Consider the following 22,948-nt stretch of genomic DNA (forward strand, 5'->3'; position numbering starts at 1 on the left):
GCTCAGGTCCGGGCCGGCCGCGGCAGCGGCTCGGCCGGACCGTCGCCGGAGTCGTCCTCGCCCGGCAGGGACAGTCCGAAGACCCGCATCGCATGGCCGAGTTGCTGCTCGTTCTTCGCGACGAACTCGAACAGATCGCGCGCCTCGTACTCCTTGTGCTGCCGCCCCAGGAGCTTGACGTACCGGTCGAACTGCTCCTGGCGCAGCCGGAACATGCTGCCGACCTCGGTGGCGGCCTTGTCCGGCTGCTCCGCCAGCAGCACTGCCCAGGGCGTGAGCCAGGAACTCGTCTCGTCGTCGTGCCGCACCCCGGCCAGACCGCCGGCCAGGAACTCCCGCCACTGCTCGGCGACCTCGCTCAGCAGCCGCACCTGAAGCGCCGACTTGGCGTAGCGGTGCTCGATCTCCTGCATCTCCAGCGCCGCCCTGCGCTGCTGCTCCAGCACCTCGGGCGGGGGCCGGAGAAACGCCGTGGTGCGGCACCTGACCAGTCCGTTCTCGAAGCACTCACCCTCGCGCAGGGCGTCGTTGACGGCGCGCTCCGCCTCCTGCACACGGAACGGCGCGTACCGGCCGGCGATGTCGCGGACCCGCTCGGTGAGCAGCTGCGGCATGGACGCGCGGTAGCCGTCGATGGCGCGGCTCAGCGTGCCCTGGTCCAGCCGACCCTCGGCGCACCAGTCGCAGCGGATCTCGACCTGGAAGTCGAACCCTCCACCGCCGGCGGGGGTTTCGAACGCCACGGTGGATTCTGCGTGCACCGCCGTCAGCTCCGGAACGTTCACCTCAGGGGATTCGAAGAGCGGGGCGGCCGCCTGCGGCCCGCGCCCGAGGAGGGCGCGCACCCAGGTGAGCGGGCCGCGACGCGTGGTGCCGGTCATTTCGACCACCTTTCGGTCACAAGAGAAGTGATGTGCGCGGCCGCGTCGACACCGACGCCCTGGTGCTCCCACAGCCGCAGATAGAACAGGAAGCGCTCGCGCAGGCGGTCCGACGGGTCGCCCGCGTCGGGCGGCAGCTCGGCCATGAACTCCGCCAGCGCGGTGTCCAGCCCCGGCTCGTCCGCGGCCCGCTCCACCCACAGCCGCAGGGTGTCCCAGCCCCGCCGCCAGATGGCCAGATCGCGGCTGAGCAGCACGTTCCGGGTCAGCCGCAGCAGATGCCCGCGCGGGACCGGATCCTTGAGGAAGCCGGTGATCGCCAGCTCGCCGCGGAACCGGCTGAGCTGCTGAAGGCACATGGCGGCGTCGTCGCGCAGCCGGTAGTGCGGTGAGAGCGACCAGTCCGCCAGCCGCTCCAGGGTCTGGGTCCGCGACCCCGCGGCGTAGATCTCGTGGATGGCGGCCCGTACGCTCTTCATCTGCGTCTGCGCGATCTTCTCCAGATTGCCCAGCGCCTCCGCGGGGAACAGCACACCGATCCGGGTGCCGTACGCCGCCTCGGCGCACGCCTGGTAGTCGCGCCTGCGGGACCAGTTCCGCAGCAGCCGCCGTACCCGGGGCGCAAGCATGTCGTCGTGCGCCGCCCGTTCCAGCGCCCAGGCCGCGGCGAACCGCCGCCGGGCGGCGTGCTCCCCCTTGTCGGTCGCCCAGCGGACCAGCGGCTCCTCCTGGATGTAGGTCCAGTCGAAGGTGGCCAGTAGGCCGACGGCCTGGGCCGCCGCCACCCGGATGTCCTCCTCGCCCCGGACCACCAGGCCGTCCAGCCACTCCAGCAGCGGCCCGCGCGCCCCGCTGTGGTCGTGCCACAGCACCTCCAGCACGGCCTCGCCGAGACCGCGCTGACTGACCCGCACCCGGCACTCCGGATGCCGGGCCCCGACGGGGTTGCCCTCACGGTCGGTGAACTCCACGTCGGAGTCGTCCAGCCAGTCCTTCAGGCTCTCCTGGAAGAGCGGCATCTCCGGTACGGAGGACGGCGAGCGCACACCGTGCAGCAGTTCCGCCAGCCGATGGGACTCCCGGCTGACCCGGCTCAGCGGCGTCCCGTCGAGCACCACACAGGCCAGCAGGAACGCCCGCGACCACAGGGAGACCGGTACCCTCCCCGCGCCGCCGTCCCCCGCCGGCGCCGGCGGACGGAGCAGCCGCTCCGCCCTGGAGCGCAGCCGGGCCTTCAGCCCCTGGACGATCCGGTCGGTGTCGTGACCCTCCCGCTCGCCCCGCGCCAACTGGCGGGCCAGGCGCGCGATCTCCGCCATGGACGTGCGTCCGCGCAGCTCCTCGCCCAGGGCCTCGTGCTCCAGCAGCTTGCGGCAGCCCTCCGGCCGGTCGTCGAGCAGGACCGTCAGATGCCGCGCCAGCACCTCGAACCGCAGGTCCTCGGTGTTCGGGTGCTCGACGACATGGTCGTCCAGCCCGTCGAACGGCACCTGATCGTCGACGATGATCACCAGCGGGGAGCGCCGGTAGGTCTCCGCACGCAGGCGGTTGAGGAGCTGCCCGCGCAGCGTGGACGCCCAGGGCCGGCCGTCGCCCTCGACGACATGGCCCCGGCCCGGCTGGAGGCCGCCGGGCCGGGCGTCCTTGTTCAGCAGCCGCTTGAGGTCGGCCTCCGGGTCCAGGTAGACGACGTCGGCGTCCATCACCTCCTGCGCGGTGAGCAGCGCCGTGGTGTAGCGCCCGGATCCGGGCGCCCCGCGCAGCACCGCGACACCGTGGAGGGTGAGCAGTTTGCGCAGCTCGCCGTGGGAGCGGGGCTCCACGTACAGCTCCCGCAGCCGGTCGAGGTCGGCTCCCGGGACCCGTCCGTCGACCGGGACGGCCTCCGGTGCGGTGCCGTAGTAGTTCTTGTTGATCGTTCCGGCGGCGTCCCCGGCGCCGAAGCCGGCGACGCCGCCCGACATGAACGGTGCGCGCAGGCCCTGCCGGCGCAGTCGGCGGATGTGGTCGGCCTGCTCGGCGAGTTCCTCCTCCGTCTGGTCCTGCGGCTGCCGGCTCTCCTTGTCGTCGAGTTCGCCGGGCGGATCCGCGGACCCGTCGTCCATCAGGTCGTCCATGGGCTCGTCGGCGGAGCCAGTGGTGTCGTCCACCGCCTGACGCTCCATCACCCGTAGTACTTCTTGTGGATGGTGTTGGCCGCGTCACCGCTTCCGAAGTGGACGACGCCGCCGTCGATCCGGCTCACGGTGTTGGTGGTGGTGGGCCCGGCCGCGGGTCCGGTGCCGCCCGCCGCACCCTCCGGTTCGGGGGTGTCGACCAGCGGCCGCACCTCCTCCGGGCCGTGCTCCGGTACGTGGATCCAGCCGTAGCCGTTGAACTCCTTCTGCCGGATGTGCGCCCTGACGTACCGCTGCGGATCCAGGCCCTGGCCCCGCAGCCGTACGACGTCCTGGTAGAGCCGGTCGGAGACGATGACCACGAGGTCGGTCGAGTCCATGACCTCCAGCACCCGCTTCAGCTGGGGCGCGTTCAGATAGCGGGCCACGGCTATCGGGGCGGGGCCGGAGTATCCGAGGGCGGCGGTGCGGGCCACGCCGATGTCGATCGCCAGGCGGAGCCGCATCCGGTCCCCTTCGGCGCGGTTGGCGTTGCGCTCGCCCAGCCGGACGGCCAGATGCCGTACGAAGTCGCCCAGCACCACCGCCTCCGGGGTGTCCGGAGGCAGTACGGCGAACTCCTGGTCCCCCTGAGGCTGGCGGGACCAGGTCGTACGGTCGAGGCCGCTGAGCACGGCCGCCTCCTCCAGCACCTGGACCAGGTCGGCCTGGATGACCTCCTGGCTCAAAGTGTCGAGGCGGCTGTACTTCTCCACATCGGCCGCCATGCACAGATGGCGGGTGATGATCTCCTGTGCGTGCGGCTGTGGTTGGGACTGAGCCGGGGGCTGCGATGTCATGGGCTTTCGCCACCTGTCTGCCGTAGTTGACCGGGGTCGGGCGTCAACTGTGCGGCCAGAGGCGGGAAACACCGAGTGGGTCGTAGAAATACGGTTTTCGGCCGTAGTGGCGGGCGTTACGAGACAGTGGGGCCCATCCGGGCGACCTCCCGCAGCCGGCTCAGGTCGAGCACGGTGGTGCGCCGGTACCCCGTGGTGATCAGGCCGTCCTTGCGCAGTTCGGCGAGCGCCTTGTGGATCGTGACCTCCGCGGAGCCGGTGAGCGCGGCCAGCTCCGGCTGGGTGAGGTCGACGCCGATGACCCGTCCGCGCGGCACCGGATGGCCGTAGGAGCCCGCCAGTTCCGCGAGGACCCGGGCGAGCCGGACCTTGACCGGATACCCGCCGAACTCGATGCGCCGGCGGTTCGCCCAGCGCAGCCGCTGGGCCACGATCCCGGCGATGGTCATCGCCGCCTCGGGATGGGTACCGAGGAAGAACCGCAGGTCGGACTCGCGGACGATGCTGGCGACCACCTCGCCGCAGGCGGTGACCGTGGCCGACCTCGGGGCGTCGTCCATGGCCGCCATCTCGCCGACGATGTCGCCGCCCACGCGGATGGCGAGCAGCGCCTCATGACCGTTGTCCAAGCGCGCGGTGACCTTCACGAAACCGGAGCGCAGCAGCACGACATGGTGGGAGCGGTCGCCCTCGCGTATCAGGATCTCCTGCGGCAGATAGCGGCAGCGCGTACCGAGCCGGAGCAGCTCGGTACGCACGGACTCCGACATACCGCCGAGGAAGCTGCGGACGGGCCAGTCCTCCCGGCCCTGGGTTTCGGACTGTGTGGTCAAGGGCGTTCCTTTTCTCCTCAGCTGCCGCCGCGATTCGTCCGATCCGTACGAATCATGTGACACAGAAGAGCAGTTGGGAGCGCACCAGGGCAGAGAGTGCGCAGGGCCGACTTGATGCGCTGGGCGCACGCTGGGGCGCACAGCGGATCACGCAAGCGCCGGTTGCCGACCCACCCCGGGGCGCTGGGCGTTCCCTGAAAAAAGGGTTGGCGTTGCCGCGCGCTGCTGTTCTAGGCTCGGAGACGTTCTTGACGGTGGCCCGGAGCTGCCGTTGTTCGGCCGTTGAGGAAGCCCGGAGGTGAGTACTGGTGACTGTCATTGCGGTGGGCGCTGCCCGCATTCAGAAGACCATCACTCTCATCCCCGCGGTCTCCGGCTGACTTCACGTCACCTCACTCTTTTTCTCCGCGCGTTGCGCGATATGCGTACGTTGCGCGGGTAGCCGGGGCCGCTTCTTCTCGAAGGGTCATCCCGTTGTTCGAGTTCAACCTTTCCGCTGCGCACCCGCTGACCGGCTACGGCTGGGACGAGGGGTTCGCGGAGAGCTTCACCCCCTTCGCCGGGCAGGGGTTCGTGCCCGGCCGGATCGTCCGCGTGGACCGCGGGCGGGTGGACGCCGTCGTGGCCGACGGGGCCGGTGTCCGGACCGTGCTCGCCGACACCGCGCTGGTGGCGACCAGCGACCCGCTGCGGGTGCCGTGCACCGGCGACTGGGCCGTCATCGACCTGGAGAACGGCCGGGTGGGCGACCATATCGACGGTGTGGTGCGGGCGTTGCTGCCGCGGCGCACGTCGTTTGTGCGGTCGGCCTCGTCCAAGCGTTCCGACGGGCAGATCCTGGCCGCGAACGTCGACCACGCGGTGGTAGCGGTGTCGCTGGCCGATGCGCTGGACCTCGGGCGAATCGAACGGTTCGTCTCGCTGGCCTGGGAGAGCGGTGCCGAGCCGCTCGTGGCGCTGACCAAGGCGGATCTGGTCGGGGAGCCGGACGGACTGGCGCACCTCGTGGCGGATGCCGAGTCGGTGGCGCCCGGTGTGCAGGTGCTGGCGGTCAGTTCGGCGACCGGCGAGGGGGTGGACGTGCTGTCCGCCGTGCTCGCCGGGGGGACGTCGGTGCTGCTGGGGCAGTCCGGCGCGGGCAAGTCCACACTGGCCAACGCCCTGGTCGGCGCGGACGTGCAGGTCGTCCAGGCGATCCGCGACCGGGACGGCAAGGGGCGGCACACCACGACCACACGGGATCTGCATGTGCTGCCCGGTGGCGGGGTGCTGATCGATACGCCCGGCCTGCGCGGCGTCGGGATGTGGGACGCGGAGGGCGGGCTCGCCCGGACCTTCGCGGACGTCGAGGCGCTGGCCGAGGAGTGCCGCTTCCAGGACTGCGCGCATGAGGCCGAGCCCGGCTGCGCCGTACTGGAGGCGGTGGAGTACGGGGAGTTGCCCGTTCGGCGCCTGGAGAGCTACCGGAAACTGCTGCGTGAGAACCAGCGCATCGTGGCGAAGACGGACGCCCGGCTGCGCGCCGAGATCCGGCGGGACTGGAAGCAGAAGCAGGCGCTGGGGCGGCACCTGGCCGAGCGGAAGCGGGGCGCGCGGGAGTGAGGTGAGAGGCCTTCGGGGGTCGGCCCGGCCGGCCCCCGAACGCCATGTCCGATTCCCGCCGGTCACGGCGCCGGGCGCGGCGGACACTGGGGGTGTGATGGACGATGAGGCCAGGTACGAAGCGGTGTCGAGCCGGGATGGGCGGTTCGACGGGGAGTTCTTCTTCGCGGTGGTGACGACCGGCATCTACTGCCGGCCGAGTTGCCCGGCGGTCACGCCCAAGCGGGTGAACGTGCGGTTCTTCCCGTCGGCCGCCGCCGCGCAGTCGGCGGGCTTCCGGGCCTGCCGGCGGTGCCGGCCGGACGCCGTGCCCGGTTCGGCGGAGTGGAATGTGCGGGCCGATCTGGTGGGCCGGGCCATGCGGTTCATCGGGGACGGCGTGGTCGACCGGGAGGGCGTCGGCGGGCTGGCCCGGCGGCTGGGCTACAGCCCCCGCCAGGTGCAGCGGCAGCTGACGGCCGAGCTGGGCGCCGGACCGGTCGCGCTGGCCCGGGCCCGCCGGGCGTACACCGCGCGGGTGCTGCTGCAGACCACGAAGCTGCCGGTCACCGAGCTGGCGTTCGCGGCCGGATTCGCCAGCATCCGCCAGTTCAACGACACGATGCGGGAGATCTACGCGGGGACGCCGAGCGAACTGCGGGCCGCGGTCGGGCGTGGGCGCGGCGGCGGGCGAGGAGCCGATGCCAGGGCCGAGGCCGGGGCCGGAGAAGAGCCCGGGAGTTCGGCGGCACTCGGCGGCATCCCGCTGCGGCTCGCCCACCGCGGGCCGTACGCGGCGGCCGAGGTCTTCGACTTCCTGCAGCTACGGGCGGTACCGGGGGTCGAGGAGATACGCGGCGAACGCGGCGCGCGTACGTACCGCCGCACGCTGCGGCTCGACCACGGCAGTGGGATCGCCGAGGTCGACGAGCCCGCCGGGCCACCCGGCCGGCGCCGGCCGCCGGCCGGCCTGGTGTGCCCGGCCGCGCGGGGGACGGACGGCGGGTGGCTGGAGTGCCGGTTGCGGCTGAGCGATCTGCGGGACCTGCCGACGGCCGTGCAGCGGATGCGCCGGCTGTTCGACCTGGACGCCGACCCGTACGCCGTCGCCGAGCGGCTCGGCACACACCCGCTGCTCGGGCCGCTGGTGGCCGCGCGCCCGGGGCTGCGTGCGCCCGGTGCCGCGGACCCCGAGGAGCTGGCCGTACGGATCGTGCTCGGCGGGCCGCCGACGCGCGCCGCCGCTCTGGTGCGGGCGTACGGAAAGCCGCTGGACGCGGCGGACGGCGGGCTCACCCACCTCTTCCCGGCGCCCGCGGAGCTGACAGGCGGGGAGGTCGCGGAGCCGGTGCGGACGCTCTGCGCGGCGCTCGCCGACGGGGCGGTCGTGCTGGACGCGGGCGCCGACCGGGAGGCGGCCGAGCGGGCGCTGGCCGCACTGCCCGGGGTCGGCCCGCGGGCGGCCGCGTACATCAGGATGCGGGCGCTGGGGGACCCGGATGTGGGGACCGGGGCGGCGCAGGAACGGGTGGGGGTGGGGGCGGCCGCGGCGTGGCGGCCCTGGGGCGCGTACGCCCTGCACCATCTGTGGAGCGCCGGGTTGCTCCCGGTGGGTGAGCTGCCCGGGGGCGGGACATCAGGAGGCGCGGAGCTGGACGGGGTGCCCGAACCGGCCGGGTACGCCGCGGCAGTCCGGGCCGGGTGACCCCTCGCCGCCGGCCTTCCGGGCCGCGTCCCTCAGCCCGCGATCACCACTCCGGTCCACGCCCCGACCACCAGCAGACAGGAGAACAGCTCGATCAGCACGCTCAGCCCGATGGCGCGCATGGCCGTACGCGTCGAGGCCCAGGCGTCGCCATGGCTGCCGAGCCGGACCCGTTCCAGCAGGTAGAGGCCGCCGATCGCGCCCAGCGGACCGCCGATGACCGGGATCACGAAGAAGCCCACGATGCCGGCCGTGCCCGCCAGGAACAGCGTGCGGTACGGCGTGCCCGCGGCCCGCAGATCGCGGGTCGGCAGCAGCCATTTCACCGCCTGGTTGAGGAGCAGGACGGCGGTGGCGCCGAACAGCACCGCCCAGGCCGCGGCGGACGTCTCGGTCAGTGCCCACCACAGCACACCGGCCCATACGATCAGCGGCCCCGGGATGCCGGGCACCAGCACGCCGAAGAGTCCGAGCAGCATGACCGCCCCCACCGCGACCAGCTGCCACGCACTCATGCGCCGGCCGCACCCCCCGTGACGGCCCGTACATTGCGCTCTCTCATGGCCCAAGCCTGCCGGAAGCGGCCCCGAAGCGCTTGCCGGAGGGGGCACGCACGCTCATGCGCGCCCTGTTTCGGCGACCACCGCGCAGGAACAATACGGCCCATGAATCAGCAGGGGGCACGACGCGGCCAGGAGGACGACTGGTGGCGGCAGTTGTACGGGGAGGGCGGCGGGGAGGCCGCGGTCGGCGATGCCCCGGAGCGCGGCGCCGTGCGCGATGCCGGTCCGGCCGACGCCTCGGACACCCTCGACGACCGGGTGGAGTCGGCGCTGCGGGCGGTCGGCGCACCGGAGTGGGCGGTCCCGCCCGCGCGGGCCGAACCGCCCGCAAGGAAGCTCCCGCCGCCGCCCGAGCCCGCCGCGCCGATCCCGCTCCGGGCCACCGGCCCGGGATCGCGCCCACCCGCCCCCACCTGGGGCATGCCGTCCTCGCCCGCCGCCGAGCCGGTCGCGCTGCCCGCGGCCGACCCCGACGCGCTCGACGAGTTGGTGCCCGACACGGTGCTGGACGGCGCCCGATACGGCTCGCTGACCCTGCGCGCCGCCTCGCAGCGCGGCGCCTCCGCCCGCTACCGCGGTGAGGCCCGCCGGGACGCGCTGCTCACCGCCCGCTTCGGCACCGGCCGGCACACCCTGATCCTGGTGGCCGTCGCCACCGGTCTGCCGGCCGTCGAGGGCGCCCACCGCGCCGCACAGGACGCCTGCGCCTGGATCGGCGGCGCGGTCGGCCGCAGTTGCACCCGACTGGCCCAGGACATCCGTACGGACCATCGCGACGCCCTCGTCTCCGGCCTGCAGCGGCTCACCGACCGCACCTACGGCAAGCTGCGCGCCCGGGCGCTGGACCGGGGGGCCGCGCCGGAGAACTACACGGCGGCGCTGCGGTGCCTCCTGCTGCCCGCCGACCCGGACTGCCGTACCCGGGTGTTCTTCGGCGTCGGCGCGGGCGGACTCTTCCGGTTGCGCGACGGCGCCTGGCAGGACCTGGAGCCGGCCGCGACCCATCAGCCGGAGCCCTTCCGCTTCCGCGCGGAGTGCGGCCGTCCGGGGGACACCCTGCTGCTGTGCAGCACCGGCCTGGCAGAACCCCTCCAGCAGGAGCCCGACTTCGCCGCCCGCCTGGCCGCCCAGTGGTCCGCCCCCGAACCCCCGGGCCTGGTGCCGTTCCTCACCACCACCGCACAACTACGCGCCCAGGGCCATACGAAGGACCGGACAGCGGTCGGGGTCTGGGAGTCGTAGCGCCGGGCCGTCGACACGGACCGCCCCGGAGGCGCACCCCGGCTCCGCGTGGGTTCATGGGAGGGGCTCGGGTGCCGAGCTCCGACCCCGCCCGAACCCGCACCCCGCCGAAGGAGCGAGCGCGACATGGCGAAGCAGACCGTGGCCGAGCAGTTCGTGGACATCCTGTCGCGCGCGGGGGTGCGGCGGCTCTACGGGGTCGTCGGAGACAGCCTGAACCCGGTGGTGGACGCCGTCCGCCGGCACTCCGCGATCGACTGGATCCAGGTCCGGCACGAGGAGGTCGCGGCCTTCGCCGCCGGCGCGGAGGCGCAGCTCACCGGTACGCTCGCGGCCTGCGCCGGTTCCTGCGGCCCGGGCAATCTCCACCTGATCAACGGCCTCTTCGACGCGCACCGCTCCATGGCCCCGGTCCTCGCCCTGGCCTCGCACATCCCCTCCAGCGAGATCGGCACGAGCTTCTTCCAGGAGACCCACCCCGACCGGCTGTTCACCGAGTGCAGCCACTACAGCGAACTGATCTCCAGCACCAAGCAGATGCCGCGGGTGCTGCAGACCGCGATCCAGCACGCCATCGGGCAAAGCGGCGTCGCGGTGGTCTCCCTCCCCGGCGACATCGCCGCCGAGCAGGCTCCCGAGCGCGCCATCGAGCACGCCCTGGTCACCGCGCGCCCCTCGGTACGTCCCGGAGACGACGAGATCGACAAGCTGGCCCGCATGATCGACGAGGCGGGCAAGGTCACGCTCTTCTGCGGCAGCGGCACGGCGGGTGCGCACTCCGAGGTGATGGAGTTCGCCGAGCGGGTGAAGTCCCCGGTCGGGCACGCGCTGCGCGGCAAGGAGTGGATCCAGTACGACAACCCCTACGACGTCGGCATGAGCGGGCTGCTGGGCTACGGCGCGGCCTACGAGGCCACCCACGAATGCGATCTGCTGATCCTGCTCGGCACGGACTTCCCGTACAACGCGTTCCTGCCCGACGACGTCGAGATCGTCCAGGTCGATGTCCGCCCCGAACACCTGGGCCGCCGCTCCCAGCTCGACCTCGCCGTGTGGGGCGACGTCCGCGAGACGCTGCGCTGTCTGATCCCCAGGGTCCGGCTGAAGACCGACCGCAGATTCCTGGACCGGATGCTGAAGAAGCACGCGGACGCGCTGGAGGGCGTGGTCAAGGCCTACACCCGCAAGGTCGAGAAGCGCACCCCGATCCACCCCGAGTTCGTCGCCGCCGTCCTGGACGAGGAGGCCGCCGACGACGCGGTCTTCACCGTCGACACGGGCATGTGCAACGTCTGGGCGGCCCGCTACCTCACCCCCAACGGGCGCCGCCGGGTGATCGGCTCGTTCAGCCACGGCTCGATGGCCAACGCCCTGCCGCAGGCGATCGGCGCCCAGTTCCTCGACCGCGGACGGCAGGTCGTCTCGATGTCCGGCGACGGCGGATTCGCCATGCTGATGGGCGACTTCCTCACCCTCGTCCAGTACGACCTGCCGGTGAAGGTGGTGCTCTTCAACAACTCCGCACTGGCCATGGTGGAGTTGGAGATGCTGGTCTCCGGCCTGCCGTCGTACGGCACGACCAACCGCAACCCCGACTTCGCGGCCATCGCCCGCGCGGCCGGCGCGCACGGCGTACGGGTGGAGAAGCCCAAGCAGCTGCGCGGTGCGCTGCGCGAGGCCTTCGCGCACAAGGGGCCGGCGCTGGTCGACGTCGTCACCGATCCGCATGCGCTGTCCATCCCCCCGAAGATCAGTGCGGAGATGGTGTCCGGCTTCGCGCTGTCGGCCGGGAAGATGGTGCTGGCCGGCGGGGTCGGCCGGATGCTGCAGATGGCCCGGTCCAACCTGCGCAACATTCCCCGGCTGTAGGTTCATTCGCGGGCGGGCCGCTGGGGGCGGAGCCGCAGCGTCAGGATCTGGAAGGGGCGCAGGGCGAGCGTCACATCCGAGGTCGGTCCCTCCTCCTCGTCGTGCAGGGGGCGCTCCAACAGGTCGGTCACGGTGGCGCGTTCGATCGGGAATCCGGGGGAGGGCGTGCCGTTGGCGCGGCCGCCACGGGACTCGTACAGCCGCACCACGACGTCCCCGCTGCGGTCCTCGGCGAGCTTGACCGACTCGACGGTGAGGGCCGGGTGGTCGACGCGGATCAGCGGGGGGACCGGCGGTGCGGTGGTGGCGGTGCGGAGGGGGAGGTTGAGGGCCAGGCCCTCGGCGACCGCCTCGCCGGCCCCGGCGCCCGGCAGCAGCGCGTAGGTGAAGCGGTGGGTTCCCTGGTCGGTCTCGGGGTCGGGGCTGCGCGGCGCGCGCAGCAGGGTCAGCCGGACGGTGGTGCCCAGGCCGTCGGGGTGCGGGGTGCGGGTGACGTCATGGCCGTACGTCGAGTCGTTGAGCAGCGCGACGCCGTAGCCGGGCTCGGCGACGGCCAGCCAGCGGTGGGCGCAGATCTCGAAACGTGCGGCGTCCCAGCTGGTGTTGGCGTGGGTGGGGCGGTGGACATGCCCGAACTGGATCTCGGCGGTGGACCGTTCGGCGTGCACATCGAGGGGGAACGCGGCCTTGAGGACCTTCTCCGACTCGTGCCAGTCGATGTCGGTGCGGATGTCCAGGCGGCGCGAGCCGGCCCGCAGGGTCAGCTCCTGGGTGCCGCGCGACGCGCCGAACGCCCTGGTCACCCGGACCGTGGCGGACAGCGGCCCGGATTCCAGCAGCTCGACGGACTCGGCGTCGGTCAGGTCGGTGTGCTGGTTGCGGTAGTGCCGGTCGAGGTCCCAGGCGTCGTACTGGTTGGGGTGGTCGGGGTGCAGCTGCAGCAGATTGCCGCGCGCGCCGGGTGCCAGGACCTCCCGCCCGGCGTGCAGATCGCGTACGGAGACCAGCAGTCCGTCGGTGTCGATGCGGACCCGGAGGAGGGTGTTGTCGAGGGTGATGGTGCCGGTGGTGTCGGTGCTCGCCCGGACGACAGGGGGTGCCGGGGTGGGGGAGCCGGCGCCGGGCGGGTGCAGCGGAGCGGATCCGAGGGCGGGTACGTGGACCGCGACGGCGGTGGGCCCGGGCGGCCCCGGGCCGGCTGCCCCGGCCGGCAGTTCGACGATCTCGTCCCGGTCGTAGGGCGAGGCGTTGAACACCGTCGGCGGCCGGGTCGCCTCCTCGGGGCCGCCCGGCCCCAGCGCCGCGATCGCGGCCTCGGTGATCCCGGTCAGCTCCGCCTCGACCGCCGCGTAGGTGTCGCGGGCCTCGCGGTGCACCCAGGCGATGGACGAGCCCGGCAGGATGTCGTGGAACTGGTGCAGCAGAACGGTCTTCCACAGGCGGTCGAGGGCGTCGTACGGGTACGGGTGGCCGGTGCGCACCGCCGCCGTCGCCGCCCACAACTCGGCCTCCCGCAGCAGGTGTTCGCACCGCCGGTTGCCCTGCTTGGTCTTCGCCTGGGAGGTGTACGTACCGCGGTGGAACTGCAGATACAGCTCGCCCGACCAGACCGGCGCCGCCGCCCCGTACTCCTCGTGGGCGGACGCGAAGAACCGGGCCGGCGCTTCGATCTCGACGCGGGGCGAGCCCTCCAGGGAGCGCAGCCGGCGGGCCCGCTCCAGCATCTCGCGGGTCGGGCCGCCGCCGCCGTCGCCCCAGCCGAAGGGGACCAGGGACCGGGTGGCGCGGCCCTTGTCGGCGAAGTTCCGCTCGGCGTGGGCGAGTTCACGGGCGTGGAACTGGGCGTTGTAGGTGTCGACCGGCGGGAAGTGGGTGAAGACGCGGGTGCCGTCGATGCCCTCCCACCAGAAGGTGTGGTGCGGCATCCGGTCGGTCTGGTTCCACGACAGCTTCTGGGTGAGGAACCACTTCGCGCCGGCCAGCCGGGCAAGCTGGGGGAAGGCGGCGGTGTAGCCGAAGGAGTCCGGCAGCCAGATCTCCTCGGTCTCCACCCCCAGCTCCTCCAGGAAGAAGCGCTTGCCGTGGACGAGCTGCCGGGCCAGCGCCTCGCCGCCGGGCATGTTGGCGTCGGACTCCACCCACATCGAGCCGACCGGCGCCCAGTTGCCCGCGGTCACGGCCTCCTTGATGCGCTCCCAGATGTGCGGCTGGTGGTCCCGGACCCAGGCGTACTGCTGCGCCTGGGAACAGGAGAACAGCAACTCCGGGTACTCCTTGGTGAGTTGGGTGACATTGGCGAAGGTGCGGGAGGCCTTGCGCACGGTCTCGCGCAGCGGCCAGAGCCAGGCGGAGTCGATATGGGCGTGTCCGGTGGCCGACACCCGGTGGGCGCTGGCGGCGGCCGGCCGGCTCAGTACGTCGCCGAGCGCGGCCCGGCCGGCGGCCGCGGTGCCGCCGACATCGTGCAGGTCCAGCGCGTCCAGCAGGTCCTCCAGCGCCCGCAGGATCTCGTGCCGGCGGGGACGGTCGGTGGGCAGCTCGTGCATCAGCTCCGACAGCACCTCGATGTCGAGCAGCAGATGCCAGACCTCTTCGTCGAGTACCGCGAGATCCGCCGAGGCGAAGCGGTACAGCGGGCGGTCGGGGGCGGTGCGCACATCGCCGAGGTCGGTGGGGCGAAAGTCGCGCAGCACCGTCGGGTTCGCGGCGGCCTCCAGCAGCAGCCGGACCTCCTCGCCGCCGCGGGCCGGGGAGCCGACGGGGACATGGCGGTTGCGCGGATGGATGCCCTTGAGGGGCACCCCGTCGGCGTCGTACACCAGGCCCTCGGCCTGGAAGCCCGGCCCGTCGCCGCTGAAGCCGGGGTCGATGACGGCCTCCACCCGGCGCCCCGCCCAGCCCTCCGGCACCTCGCCCGCCAGCCGGAACCAGCTCGTCGACCACGGCGGGCCCCACGCTTCGCCGACCGCGAACGGCTCGTACCCGGCCCGCAACGCCTCCTCCACCGGCACCGGTTCTCCGGGCGCATGCCATACGGCGAGCCGCAGCGGCAGCCGCGCGGCGTACTGCGCGGGCCGGATGAACTGCCCCAGCGCCCGCTCCAGGCGCCCCTCCACCAGCAGGCGGTCGTCGTGCACAGCGGCTCCTCACGCTCGTCGCGGACGCATCCGGGCCCGGCCGGACCGACGGCAGGCTCAGATCAGGCATACCCACCGGAACCCGGCCCGGCGCACCCCGCGCACCCGGCGCGCGAGGTACGGCGAGCGGGGGCGAGAGCGGAAGCATGGCGACTGATCCGATGGGCATGCTGACCGTGAGGCTGTTCGAGACCGGGCGCCGATGTTCGTTGGGGGCGGGGGAGAGAATGCGTCAGCCTGTGCGGCGCGAGGAACGCGACAGACGGCAGGGGACGACCGAGGGGGGCCGGAGCGGGGGAGCCGCCGCGCGAGCGCCGGGTGTATTGGAGCGCAAGGTGCGGCATGCGGATCTGCGCGCGGTCGGCGAGGTGCGCCGGGAGCTGCGGCAGTTAGTGAGCCGCTGGGCCGGCGGCGGCGAACTCGCGGACGTCGCGACGCTGCTCACCAGCGAACTGGTCACCAACGCCCTGGTGCACGCGGAGGGCGGAGCGGTCGTCACGGCCAGGATCGGCGACCGGCTGCGGGTGGAGGTGCGGGACTGCGCGTCCGGGCGCCCCGAGGTACGCGCGGCGACGGTGGACGGGACGTCCGGCCGGGGGCTGCTGCTGGTGCGCTCCCTGGCGGACGCCTGGGGGATACGCACCGAGGGTCTGGGCAAGTGCGTGTGGTTCGAGCTGGGCGGCGGACCGGCCTGACCCGAATGCGGGGGTGTCGGTCGGCGCGGTCCGCCACCGGTCAGCCGAACTGCCGTTCGATCTCGGCGAGTTTCTCCTCGAGGGAGTCCAGACGGGGCAGCGTCTGGGTGTCGTCCTCGGCGGTGAGGTCCACGGCGCGCGGGCCGGCCGAGCCGTCGACGGCATCGGCGTCAGCGCCCGATACCGCCTTGAGGGCCGGGCGGGAGCGCACGGGCAGTTCTACGGTGGGTAGTGGCGGCTGATCGCCGGCTATGGCGGAGTCCGGGCCGGCGACCTCCGCGGGGGCCGCCGACGCGGACGTCACTGCAAGTTGGCGGCCGCCACCCCGGCCGATGCTCCAGGAGCGGTGCCGGTGCTGCCGGTTGATGGCCTTGATGCGGGCCCGGTCGATCTTGCCCTGCTCGCGTCTGCGCAGCCGGCCGAGGTGCTTCTCCCGTCGGTCCTCGCGGACCTCCTCGACCGCCTCGTCCAGCGTCCGCACGCCTTCCAGCAGCATCAGCGACCAGGCGGCGAAGGTCTCACGGGGCGCGCGCAGCCAGCGCACGACCCGGATCTGCGGCAGCGGGCGGGGCACCAGGCCCTGCTCGCGCAGCGCCGCCCGCCGGGTCTGCTTGAGCGCCCGGTCGAAGAGGACCGCGGCGGACAGCGACATACCGGCGAAGAACTGCGGGGCGCCGGCGTGGTCCAGGCCGCGCGGCGCATGCACCCAGTTGAACCAGGCCGCGGCGCCCGCGAACGTCCATACCAAGAGGCGCGAGCCGAGCGCGGCGTCGCCGTGACTGGCCTCCCGTACGGCCAGGACGGAGCAGAACATCGCCGCACCGTCGAGCCCGAAGGGCACCAGATACTCCCAGCCCCCGGTGAGGTTGAGGTTTTGCACACCGAAGCCGACCAGCCCGTGGAAGGACAGCGCGGCGGCGACCGCGGCACAGCAGAAGAGCAGCAGATAGGAGGCGGAGGCGAAGACGGCCTCCTTGCGGCGGCGCCGCTCCTCGCTGCGTTCCCAGGAGTCGTCGCCGCCGGCCTGGGCGGCGGCGCGTCGGCCGCGTACGACCAGGGCCGCGGCGGCCATGACGGCACCGAGCGCCAGCGCGCCGGGAACCATCCAGTCCAGCGATATGTCCGTGTTTCTCATTGTGGGGATCCCTTGCCTCGGGGTAGGCGATTTCGCGCGACATCCTGGCGGAGTCGGCCCCTCGTACAGGGGGTTTCGGAGCAAGAGAACGCCAAGGAGGTCCGGGGACCGGCGGTTCGTGCGTGTCTCGTCGAACTCCCTTGCGGGAGTGGCGAATTGATTTCGAATTCGGTGCCCCGAAAGGGGGGTGTGGGGGTCAGCCGGTTGCCGTGAGGCGGGTGAGGCGATCCGCGTCGCAGGTGCGCGGACAGGTGACGCAGGTGTCCTCGGGGCGCAGCGTGTAGAACATGCAGCAGCTGGCGCGGTCCCGGGTCGGCAGCACCTCGCCGTTCGGGCCGGTCAGCGTGCGGAATCCGGCGCCGCGCACGTACGGGGCGGTGGCACCCGGCAGCAGCAGCTCCAGTTCGGCCATCGCGCGCGGCTCCTCGCCCAGCAGGTGCCCCAGGTACCAGAGCCCCTCGACGATCTCGTCGGTCGCCATGCCCCACAGTGCCCGCGGCCCGCGCCGCATCCGGGTGCCAAAGCCCTCCAGTACGGGTGCGAGGTGCCCGGCCACCGCGGCCCGCACCTCCGCGCGCAGCGCCTCCTCGTCCGCCACGACCCGGGCGCCGGGCAGCGCCGCCGCGGGATCGTCCGGAAGGCACCCGAAGGAGTCGATGCGCACCGCCATCCGGCCCAGCGCGCGCTGGAAGGAGACGTTCTGCGGGGGCAGTACCGGGACCCGGCGGTGCAGGAACCAGGGGACGGTGATCAGCAGGCAGGCCGGCCAGGCGTAGCGGTGCAGCGCGAAGCTGGCGATCACGTCGGTCCGGGCGCGCTGTCCGTAGTCCCGCTGGACCTGTGCGTCGTCCCAGGCGAGGAAGGTGTCGAGGATCTCACCGCCGGCCGCGAGCCCGGCCGCGCCGACCCAGCCGTCACCGGTGGGCGGGGCGGAGTCCCAAGTGGTCACCTGCATACCGGGGAAGACCTCAAAGAGCCGGGCGTAGGCGTCGGCGACGGGGTGGGCGGCGGGCGGCGCGGCGAGGGCAGGAGTCATGCGGGAGACCACCGAATCGCGATCGTTGGCAGGTAAGGCTTACCTTATCCGAAGACTTTACCCGCGCCCGCGGAGAGCCAGTCCTGCCCGGCAGCCGGCGCTCGGGTACCCGCGCCCGGATTTGAACTGAGGCCAAGGCCGCCTATGGTGCTGGGAACGTCAGGAGGGACCGTCATGGAGCAGGGCACAGCGGAACAGCCGCCGCGCGCACGGGCCTGGGTGCCCGCGCAGCCCGGCTCCGCCGTGCCCCGGCGGCACTCCGTCCGCGGCCAGGTACTGGCCGCGCTGCGCCAGGCGCTGGCCGGCGGGGAGCTGCTCCCCGGCGAGGTCTACTCCGCGCCCGCGCTCGCCGAGCGCTACGGCGTCTCCGCGACCCCGGTCCGCGAGGCGATGCAGCAGCTGGCCGGCGAGGGCGCCGTCGAGGTGGTGCCCAACCGCGGCTTCCGGGTCGCCGAGCGCAGCCCCCGCGACCTCGCCGAGCTGGCCGAGGTCCGCGCCATGCTGGAGGTGCCCGCGATCGTCCGGCTGGCCCGGGCACTGCCCCCGGAGCGCTGGGAGGAGCTGCGCCCGCTCGCCGCCGCCGGGGTCGCGGCCGCCGCCCGCGGGGACCGGGCGGGCTACGCCGAGGCCGACCACTCCTTCCACCACGCGATGATCTCGCTCACCGGAAACCGGCGGCTCACCGAGGTCACCGGCGACCTGCTGCGGCGCACGCACTGGGCGGGGCCCGGCGGGCTCCGGCGGCGTACGGCCGAGCTGCTGGCCGACGCCTCCGAGCACACGGCGCTGCTCGACGCCCTCATCGCGCAGGAGTACGCGGTGGCCGAGCGGATCGCCCGCGAGCACGTCTCGGCGGCGCGCCACCCGCACTGACGCCGCCCGGAAGGCCGCCCGCCCCGGCCGGCCGGCTCCCCCCCCCGCCACAACAGCACGGAAGCCACCCGTACGGCGCAACTCGTACGGGTGGCCGACGAGGCCCGGCGGCTCAGTCCGGCAGCAGCTCCGCCAGGGGGACCGCCGCCACTTCGGCCGCGGGCCGGGACAGGTACAGATCGGCGTGGTAGTAGCCGTCGGCTTCCTTGCCCGCGACGGACAGGCCGCGCCCGGCGAGCGCCTCGAACGCCGCCCGGCGCTCATCGCCGTCCGCGAACCGCCGCTGGCGGAACGTACGAGTGGTGAGCTTCTCCGTCACCAGGCCGGCGCGGGCCAGCAGCGCGGAGACCGGTCGGTAGGACACCTCGCGCAGGACGAACGCGGCGACCCAGGGAGGCGAGCTCATGCAGTCGAAGAGCCGCCCGAAGGTGCGGGCGGTGATGTATCCGACGCCGCCGGTGACGGTGATCAGATCGGTGCCGGCCAGAGCACGCCGCAGTGCCGGGCTCGGCTCGTCGATTTCGAGGTTCTCCGCGAAGCCGTGGTCGAGCAGGCCGACCGCCTTGGCGTAGTCGACCGCGTTCTCGGCCGCGTCGAGGCCGGTCACCCGCACTGCCTCGTCGCGCCGCCGAGTGGCGAAGAACGTACGGTCCGCTTCGATGAGTTGGCGGGTCGTCGGGACGTCGGGGCGGTACCGCGTGTAGCGGCCGTAGAGGTCGGAGAGGGACAGCCGGTGGTTGAGCAGGGCCGCGTTGACCCCGTATGAGCAGCACAGGTCGACCACGTTCAGTGGCGGGCGGTCGCTGCGGTGCCGCTGCAGGATCTCGGTCACGGCGCGGAACACCGCCTGGCCGTGGTGCGGAATCTGGTAGTCCAGGGGTTGCAGTGTGCTGAAGTACCGACGGGGATCAGGGCAGTTGTAGATCGCCTCGAAATCCGCCTTGCCCCAGTCGGTTCCGGCGGTCGTCTTGGTCACTCCTGCGGTCATGGATCGCCTCCATACAGAATCTGTGAAGGGGGAGGTCCCGCTGGTCCCGGACCAGCATCCAGTGCCCACCGTCGCGTCACAGTGCGACTTGCGGCCATTCTCGGGGCCTGTGGGGCGTAATGGGGCGGCACTGCCCTCGGGCCTCCGCTCATCGTCCCACCTCCCGGTTCGCTCGGCGCGTCGAACCCGGGGCGGCGGCGGGACCGTCGTGCCCCGGCCGATCCGTCGCGGGGACCGTCGTTTTCCAGCCAATCGACGTATGACATGGCATGGCCGACTACAGGGGGTTGACGGCGAGCAGGTGTGGGCGCCATGACAAGAACGAACGGATGCGGCCAACCACCCCCGGCGCGGGAGCGGTTGGCCGTAGGGGTCGGCGACCGTCGGCAGCGACGTCAGGTCGCGGCCGCCGCCGTGGACAGATGGTCCGCGAGCCAGGTGGGGACGCCGCCCATGAGGCGGAAGAGCCGGGCGGCCTCGGCGCGCAACCGGACCGCGTCGCCCTCCGGCGCCGCGTCGGCCAGCGCGGCCAGCGCCGGTGCCGTGCCGACGAGGAAGCCCAGCTCCTCGCGGATCCGCAGCGACTCGGCGAAGCCGTGCCGGGCCTCCGTCAGCTCCCCGTCACGCAGCGCGAGTCCCGCCAGGTGGCGCCAGGTGAACGAGAGCAGCAGGGTGTCGCCCTGCGCGGTGGCGCCGGCGTGTGCGCGGCGGTAGGCGGCGCGGGCCGAGTCCGGGCTGTCGGCGACGTGCTCGGCCATCAGCCCGCGGCGGAAGTCCAGCAGCGGCCGGCCGGCCGCGGTGGGGGCGAGCAGCGCGGCGGCCCGGCCGAGCGCCGAGCGGGCCTCGTCGGCCCGGTCCCGTACGCCCAGGACCGTGGCGGCGTACGCGAGGTGGCCGCGCTCGCAGGCCGCGCCGCCCCGCTCGTCGTCGCCGCCGGCCAGCGCCTCGGCGGTGCGCAGTGCGTCCTCGGCCTCCGCCCAGCCCGTGGCCGTGAACATGCAGCGCTCCACCAGGAGGGCGGCGCGGCGCAGTGCGGAGGGGGCGTGCCGGACGGAGTGCGGTTCCAGGAGTGCGGCCGCGTCGCACCAGCAGCCGCGGGAGCGCAGCCGCCAAACGGCGCGGTCGAGGGGATCGTCCCCCTCGACCGTTCTGGCTGCCGTTACTTCCGGTGCGGGTGCCGGTCCCGGAACCACCGTCGGCACCGGATCCGCAGAACTGACCGGATCCGTGGATTCCGCGGATCCTGGCATGGCGGTATCCGCCACGTTGCCCTCCCCGAGCGCGCCATTGAGCTGGAAATTGGAAGCCGTGCGCGAATCTCAGCACGAATTCCGCAGCGGGGCCAAGGGGGTGGGTGAATGTTTTCACAATCACTCATGGGGTCGTCGCGGCCGCCCGCGCGGCGCTGATCGGCCGTACTGCACCGCGTCGCGCCGGGTGCCCCCGTACGCGCCGTTGACGCGATGCCGCCCGATCGGATGAACGCGAATGGCGGATCTCCGCCGTCCGGCGACGGGATCCGCCTCGCTCCGCTCGCCCGTAGGACGCCGGGCGGGCGTCCTACGGAGCCTCAGCTCATCCGCAGCGCGAGGAAGAAGTCGAGCTTGTCCTCCAGCCGGGACAGATCGCGGCCGGTGAGCTGCTCGATCCGGCCCACCCGGTAGCGGAGCGTGTTGACGTGCAGGTGGAGACGGGTGGCGCAGCGGGTCCAGGAGCCGTCGCAGTCCAAGAACGCCTCCAGTGTGGGGATCAGCTCGGCGCGGTGCCTGCGGTCGTAGTCGCGCAGCGGGTCCAGGAGGCGGGCGGTGAAGGCCCGGCGGACGTCGTCCGGCACGAACGGCAGCAGCAGGACGTGCGAGGCCAGCTCCTCGTGCCCGGCGGCGCAGACCCGGCCCGGACGGGCGGCGGCGACCCGGCGGGCGTGCCTGGCCTCCTCCAGGGCGCCGCGCAGCCCCTCGGCCGAGTGCACCGAGGCGCTCACGCCGACCGTCAGCCGGCCGTCGCCGTCCAGACCCCGGCCCAGCGGCTCCTGGACGACGGTGAGCAGCTCCCCGGCGCGCAGACCGGTCGCCGAGGAGTCCCCGGACTCGTCCGGGACGGGCAGCGGCACCAGCGCCACCGCCTCGTCGCCGGTGTGCGCCACGGCGATCCGGTCGGAGGGCTCCGGACCGAAGGTCCCCGGGTCGACCAGCATCTCCTCCAGCAGCGTCTGCGCCACCGGCCCGCCGGGGACGTCGCCGCCCTCCCACTCGACCCGGGCGACCACGATCTGCCAGTGCGGGGCGGTGCCCAGACCGGGCAGCAGCACCGGGGCCGCCACGCGCAGCCGGGCCGCGATCTCGGCGGGCGGCGCGCCGGTCTGGACCAGCTCCAGCACCTCCTGGGCGAGCCGCCGGCGGACCGTACGGGCCGCATCGCGCCGGTCGCGTTCCACGGCGATCAGCTGGGTGACGCCGTGCAGCAGGTCGAGGCGCTCCTCGGGCCAGTCCCCGGCGTCCGCCTCGACGGCCAGCAGCCAGTCGCTCAGCAGCGTCTGCCGCAGGTCACGGCCCTCGTGGCGGATCGGGAAGAGCGAGAAGGTGGAGCCGCCCAGGGTGACCCGGTGGGGGCCGCGGCGGCCGGTGCGGGTGGCGGCCAGATGCTCGCCGGAGAGCCGGGCCGCCAGTTCGCCCGACAGCTCGGGACCGGAGTCCGCCAGGGTGGAGCCGGCGATCTGCCGGCCCGTGGGGGAGAGCACCCAGGCCCGCAGGTCCAGGTCGGAGCCGAGCAGGTCCAGCACCACCTCCGGGCCGCCGCCGGCGGGGCCCGAGGTCATCAGACGGCGGTGGCGGTCCACCACGGCGGCCAGGTCTCCGGCCCGCTCGCTGGAGACCTGGCGTACGACGTGCTCGGTGATCGAGGCGAACGAGACCGCCTCCTCGACCGAGAACAGCGGCAGCCGGTGCCGGGCGCAGGCCTGCACGAGGTCGTCCGGGATCGCGCCCAGCTCGGCCTCGCCGGCCGCGAGCCCGGCGACGCCGGCCGCGGCCAGGATGCGGACGAACCGCTCGGAGTCCTCCGGCTCGCGGCGCCAGGCCAGGCCGGTCAGTACCAGCTCCCCGCCGGAGAGGTAGCGACTGGGATCGCGCAGGTCCGTGGTCATGACGCCGCGCACAGTGCGGTCCAGTTCGTCCTCGCCGCCGAGCAGCCGAAGGCCGAGAATGTGGGTGTCCAGGAGTGCGCGGAGCCGCATGACCTCGCCCGCCGTTCTTTGCTGTCTGGTGTTGCCGGTGGAATGCCGCGAGGTTTCAGAGCCTCGTCTTTCGTTCGAATCTACAAGACAGGTGGCTTGGCCAGCCAACCGCTTCATGGTTTCGGTGACTGCACCGGGTGGGGCCGCTGAGCGTTCACTAAGCCCAACGGCGTTAACAAGACATGAACAGCTCGACGGAGGCCAGGGCCCGGAGCCCGCTCC

The 22,948-nt window shown here is 73.2% G+C and carries 17 protein-coding genes; 6 read left to right on the plus strand and 11 right to left on the minus strand.

The window, feature by feature from the left end:
• Positions 1-2 precede the first annotated feature (2 nt).
• The 4 genes from WAB15_RS32085 to WAB15_RS32100 all read right to left on the minus strand — a co-directional run bounded on the left by WAB15_RS32085 (position 3) and on the right by WAB15_RS32100 (position 4,670).
• Entirely contained in the window at positions 3-881 is an 879-nt protein-coding gene (locus tag WAB15_RS32085) for a hypothetical protein (protein ID WP_407288375.1), read from the minus strand.
• Entirely contained in the window at positions 878-3,031 is a 2,154-nt protein-coding gene (locus tag WAB15_RS32090; protein WP_407288376.1) for a hypothetical protein, read from the minus strand. Before WAB15_RS32090 ends, WAB15_RS32085 begins: the two co-directional genes overlap by 4 nt.
• 14 nt (positions 3,032-3,045) lie before the next feature.
• Positions 3,046-3,837, minus strand: coding sequence for a hypothetical protein (locus WAB15_RS32095; RefSeq protein ID WP_399146367.1), 792 nt, complete (start codon positions 3,835-3,837; stop codon positions 3,046-3,048).
• A 116-nt stretch (positions 3,838-3,953) separates the two neighbouring features.
• Positions 3,954-4,670, minus strand: coding sequence for a Crp/Fnr family transcriptional regulator (locus tag WAB15_RS32100; RefSeq protein WP_399146368.1), 717 nt, complete (start codon positions 4,668-4,670; stop codon positions 3,954-3,956).
• Between the two features lie 474 nt (positions 4,671-5,144).
• Between WAB15_RS32100 and rsgA the strand changes: the two genes are divergently transcribed.
• Positions 5,145-6,272 (plus strand): ribosome small subunit-dependent GTPase A, encoded by a 1,128-nt coding sequence (gene rsgA / locus WAB15_RS32105; RefSeq protein ID WP_407288377.1) that lies wholly within the window; start codon positions 5,145-5,147, stop codon positions 6,270-6,272.
• 97 nt (positions 6,273-6,369) lie between these two features.
• Positions 6,370-7,956 (plus strand): bifunctional transcriptional activator/DNA repair enzyme AdaA, encoded by a 1,587-nt coding sequence (locus tag WAB15_RS32110; RefSeq protein WP_407289330.1) that lies wholly within the window; start codon positions 6,370-6,372, stop codon positions 7,954-7,956.
• 32 nt (positions 7,957-7,988) lie between these two features.
• Here the strand turns inward: WAB15_RS32110 and WAB15_RS32115 are convergent, their stop codons facing one another.
• Positions 7,989-8,471 (minus strand): DUF456 domain-containing protein, encoded by a 483-nt coding sequence (locus tag WAB15_RS32115; protein ID WP_399146370.1) that lies wholly within the window; start codon positions 8,469-8,471, stop codon positions 7,989-7,991.
• Positions 8,472-8,621: 150 nt separating this feature from the next.
• Here WAB15_RS32115 and WAB15_RS32120 point away from each other — a divergent pair, with 150 nt between their 5' ends.
• Together WAB15_RS32120 and WAB15_RS32125 are read left to right on the plus strand one after the other, a co-directional pair.
• The gene (locus tag WAB15_RS32120) at positions 8,622-9,761 is read left to right on the plus strand and encodes a protein phosphatase 2C domain-containing protein (RefSeq protein ID WP_407288378.1); all 1,140 of its coding nucleotides are present in this window, start codon (positions 8,622-8,624) and stop codon (positions 9,759-9,761) included.
• A gap of 126 nt (positions 9,762-9,887) precedes the next feature.
• Positions 9,888-11,630, plus strand: coding sequence for a pyruvate dehydrogenase (locus WAB15_RS32125; RefSeq protein WP_407288379.1), 1,743 nt, complete (start codon positions 9,888-9,890; stop codon positions 11,628-11,630).
• A gap of 2 nt (positions 11,631-11,632) precedes the next feature.
• Here WAB15_RS32125 and WAB15_RS32130 read toward each other — a convergent pair whose 3' ends face one another.
• On the minus strand, positions 11,633-14,767 hold the full coding sequence (locus WAB15_RS32130; protein WP_407288380.1) for an alpha-mannosidase: 3,135 nt from the start codon (positions 14,765-14,767) through the stop codon (positions 11,633-11,635).
• A gap of 335 nt (positions 14,768-15,102) precedes the next feature.
• On the opposite strand from WAB15_RS32130, the gene WAB15_RS32135 reads away from it, so the two are divergent.
• Positions 15,103-15,462 (plus strand): ATP-binding protein, encoded by a 360-nt coding sequence (locus WAB15_RS32135; protein WP_407288381.1) that lies wholly within the window; start codon positions 15,103-15,105, stop codon positions 15,460-15,462.
• A 40-nt stretch (positions 15,463-15,502) separates the two neighbouring features.
• Here WAB15_RS32135 and WAB15_RS32140 read toward each other — a convergent pair whose 3' ends face one another.
• Positions 15,503-16,597 (minus strand): DUF2637 domain-containing protein, encoded by a 1,095-nt coding sequence (locus WAB15_RS32140; protein ID WP_399146375.1) that lies wholly within the window; start codon positions 16,595-16,597, stop codon positions 15,503-15,505.
• Positions 16,598-16,793: 196 nt separating this feature from the next.
• Positions 16,794-17,633 (minus strand): (2Fe-2S)-binding protein, encoded by an 840-nt coding sequence (locus WAB15_RS32145; protein WP_407288382.1) that lies wholly within the window; start codon positions 17,631-17,633, stop codon positions 16,794-16,796.
• Between the two features lie 174 nt (positions 17,634-17,807).
• Between WAB15_RS32145 and WAB15_RS32150 the strand changes: the two genes are divergently transcribed.
• A complete protein-coding gene (locus WAB15_RS32150; protein ID WP_399146377.1) occupies positions 17,808-18,506 on the plus strand; it encodes a GntR family transcriptional regulator in 699 nt (232 codons plus the stop codon).
• A gap of 112 nt (positions 18,507-18,618) precedes the next feature.
• On the opposite strand, the gene WAB15_RS32155 is transcribed toward WAB15_RS32150, so the two are convergent.
• From WAB15_RS32155 to WAB15_RS32165, 3 genes are all read right to left on the minus strand, one after another.
• Positions 18,619-19,494 carry a hypothetical protein gene (locus tag WAB15_RS32155; protein WP_399146378.1) on the minus strand — a complete coding sequence of 292 codons (876 nt, stop codon included), beginning with the start codon at positions 19,492-19,494 and terminating at the stop codon, positions 18,619-18,621.
• 395 nt (positions 19,495-19,889) lie between these two features.
• Positions 19,890-20,744, minus strand: a complete 855-nt coding sequence (locus WAB15_RS32160; RefSeq protein WP_399146379.1) for a hypothetical protein — start codon at positions 20,742-20,744, stop codon at positions 19,890-19,892.
• Between the two features lie 320 nt (positions 20,745-21,064).
• Positions 21,065-22,726: a PucR family transcriptional regulator gene (locus WAB15_RS32165; RefSeq protein WP_399146380.1), complete on the minus strand. Its 1,662-nt coding sequence runs from the start codon at positions 22,724-22,726 to the stop codon at positions 21,065-21,067.
• Positions 22,727-22,948: the final 222 nt, after the last annotated feature.

The sequence above is a fragment of the Streptomyces sirii genome, assembly GCF_045690365.1.
GTDB lineage: Bacteria > Actinomycetota > Actinomycetes > Streptomycetales > Streptomycetaceae > Streptomyces > Streptomyces sirii.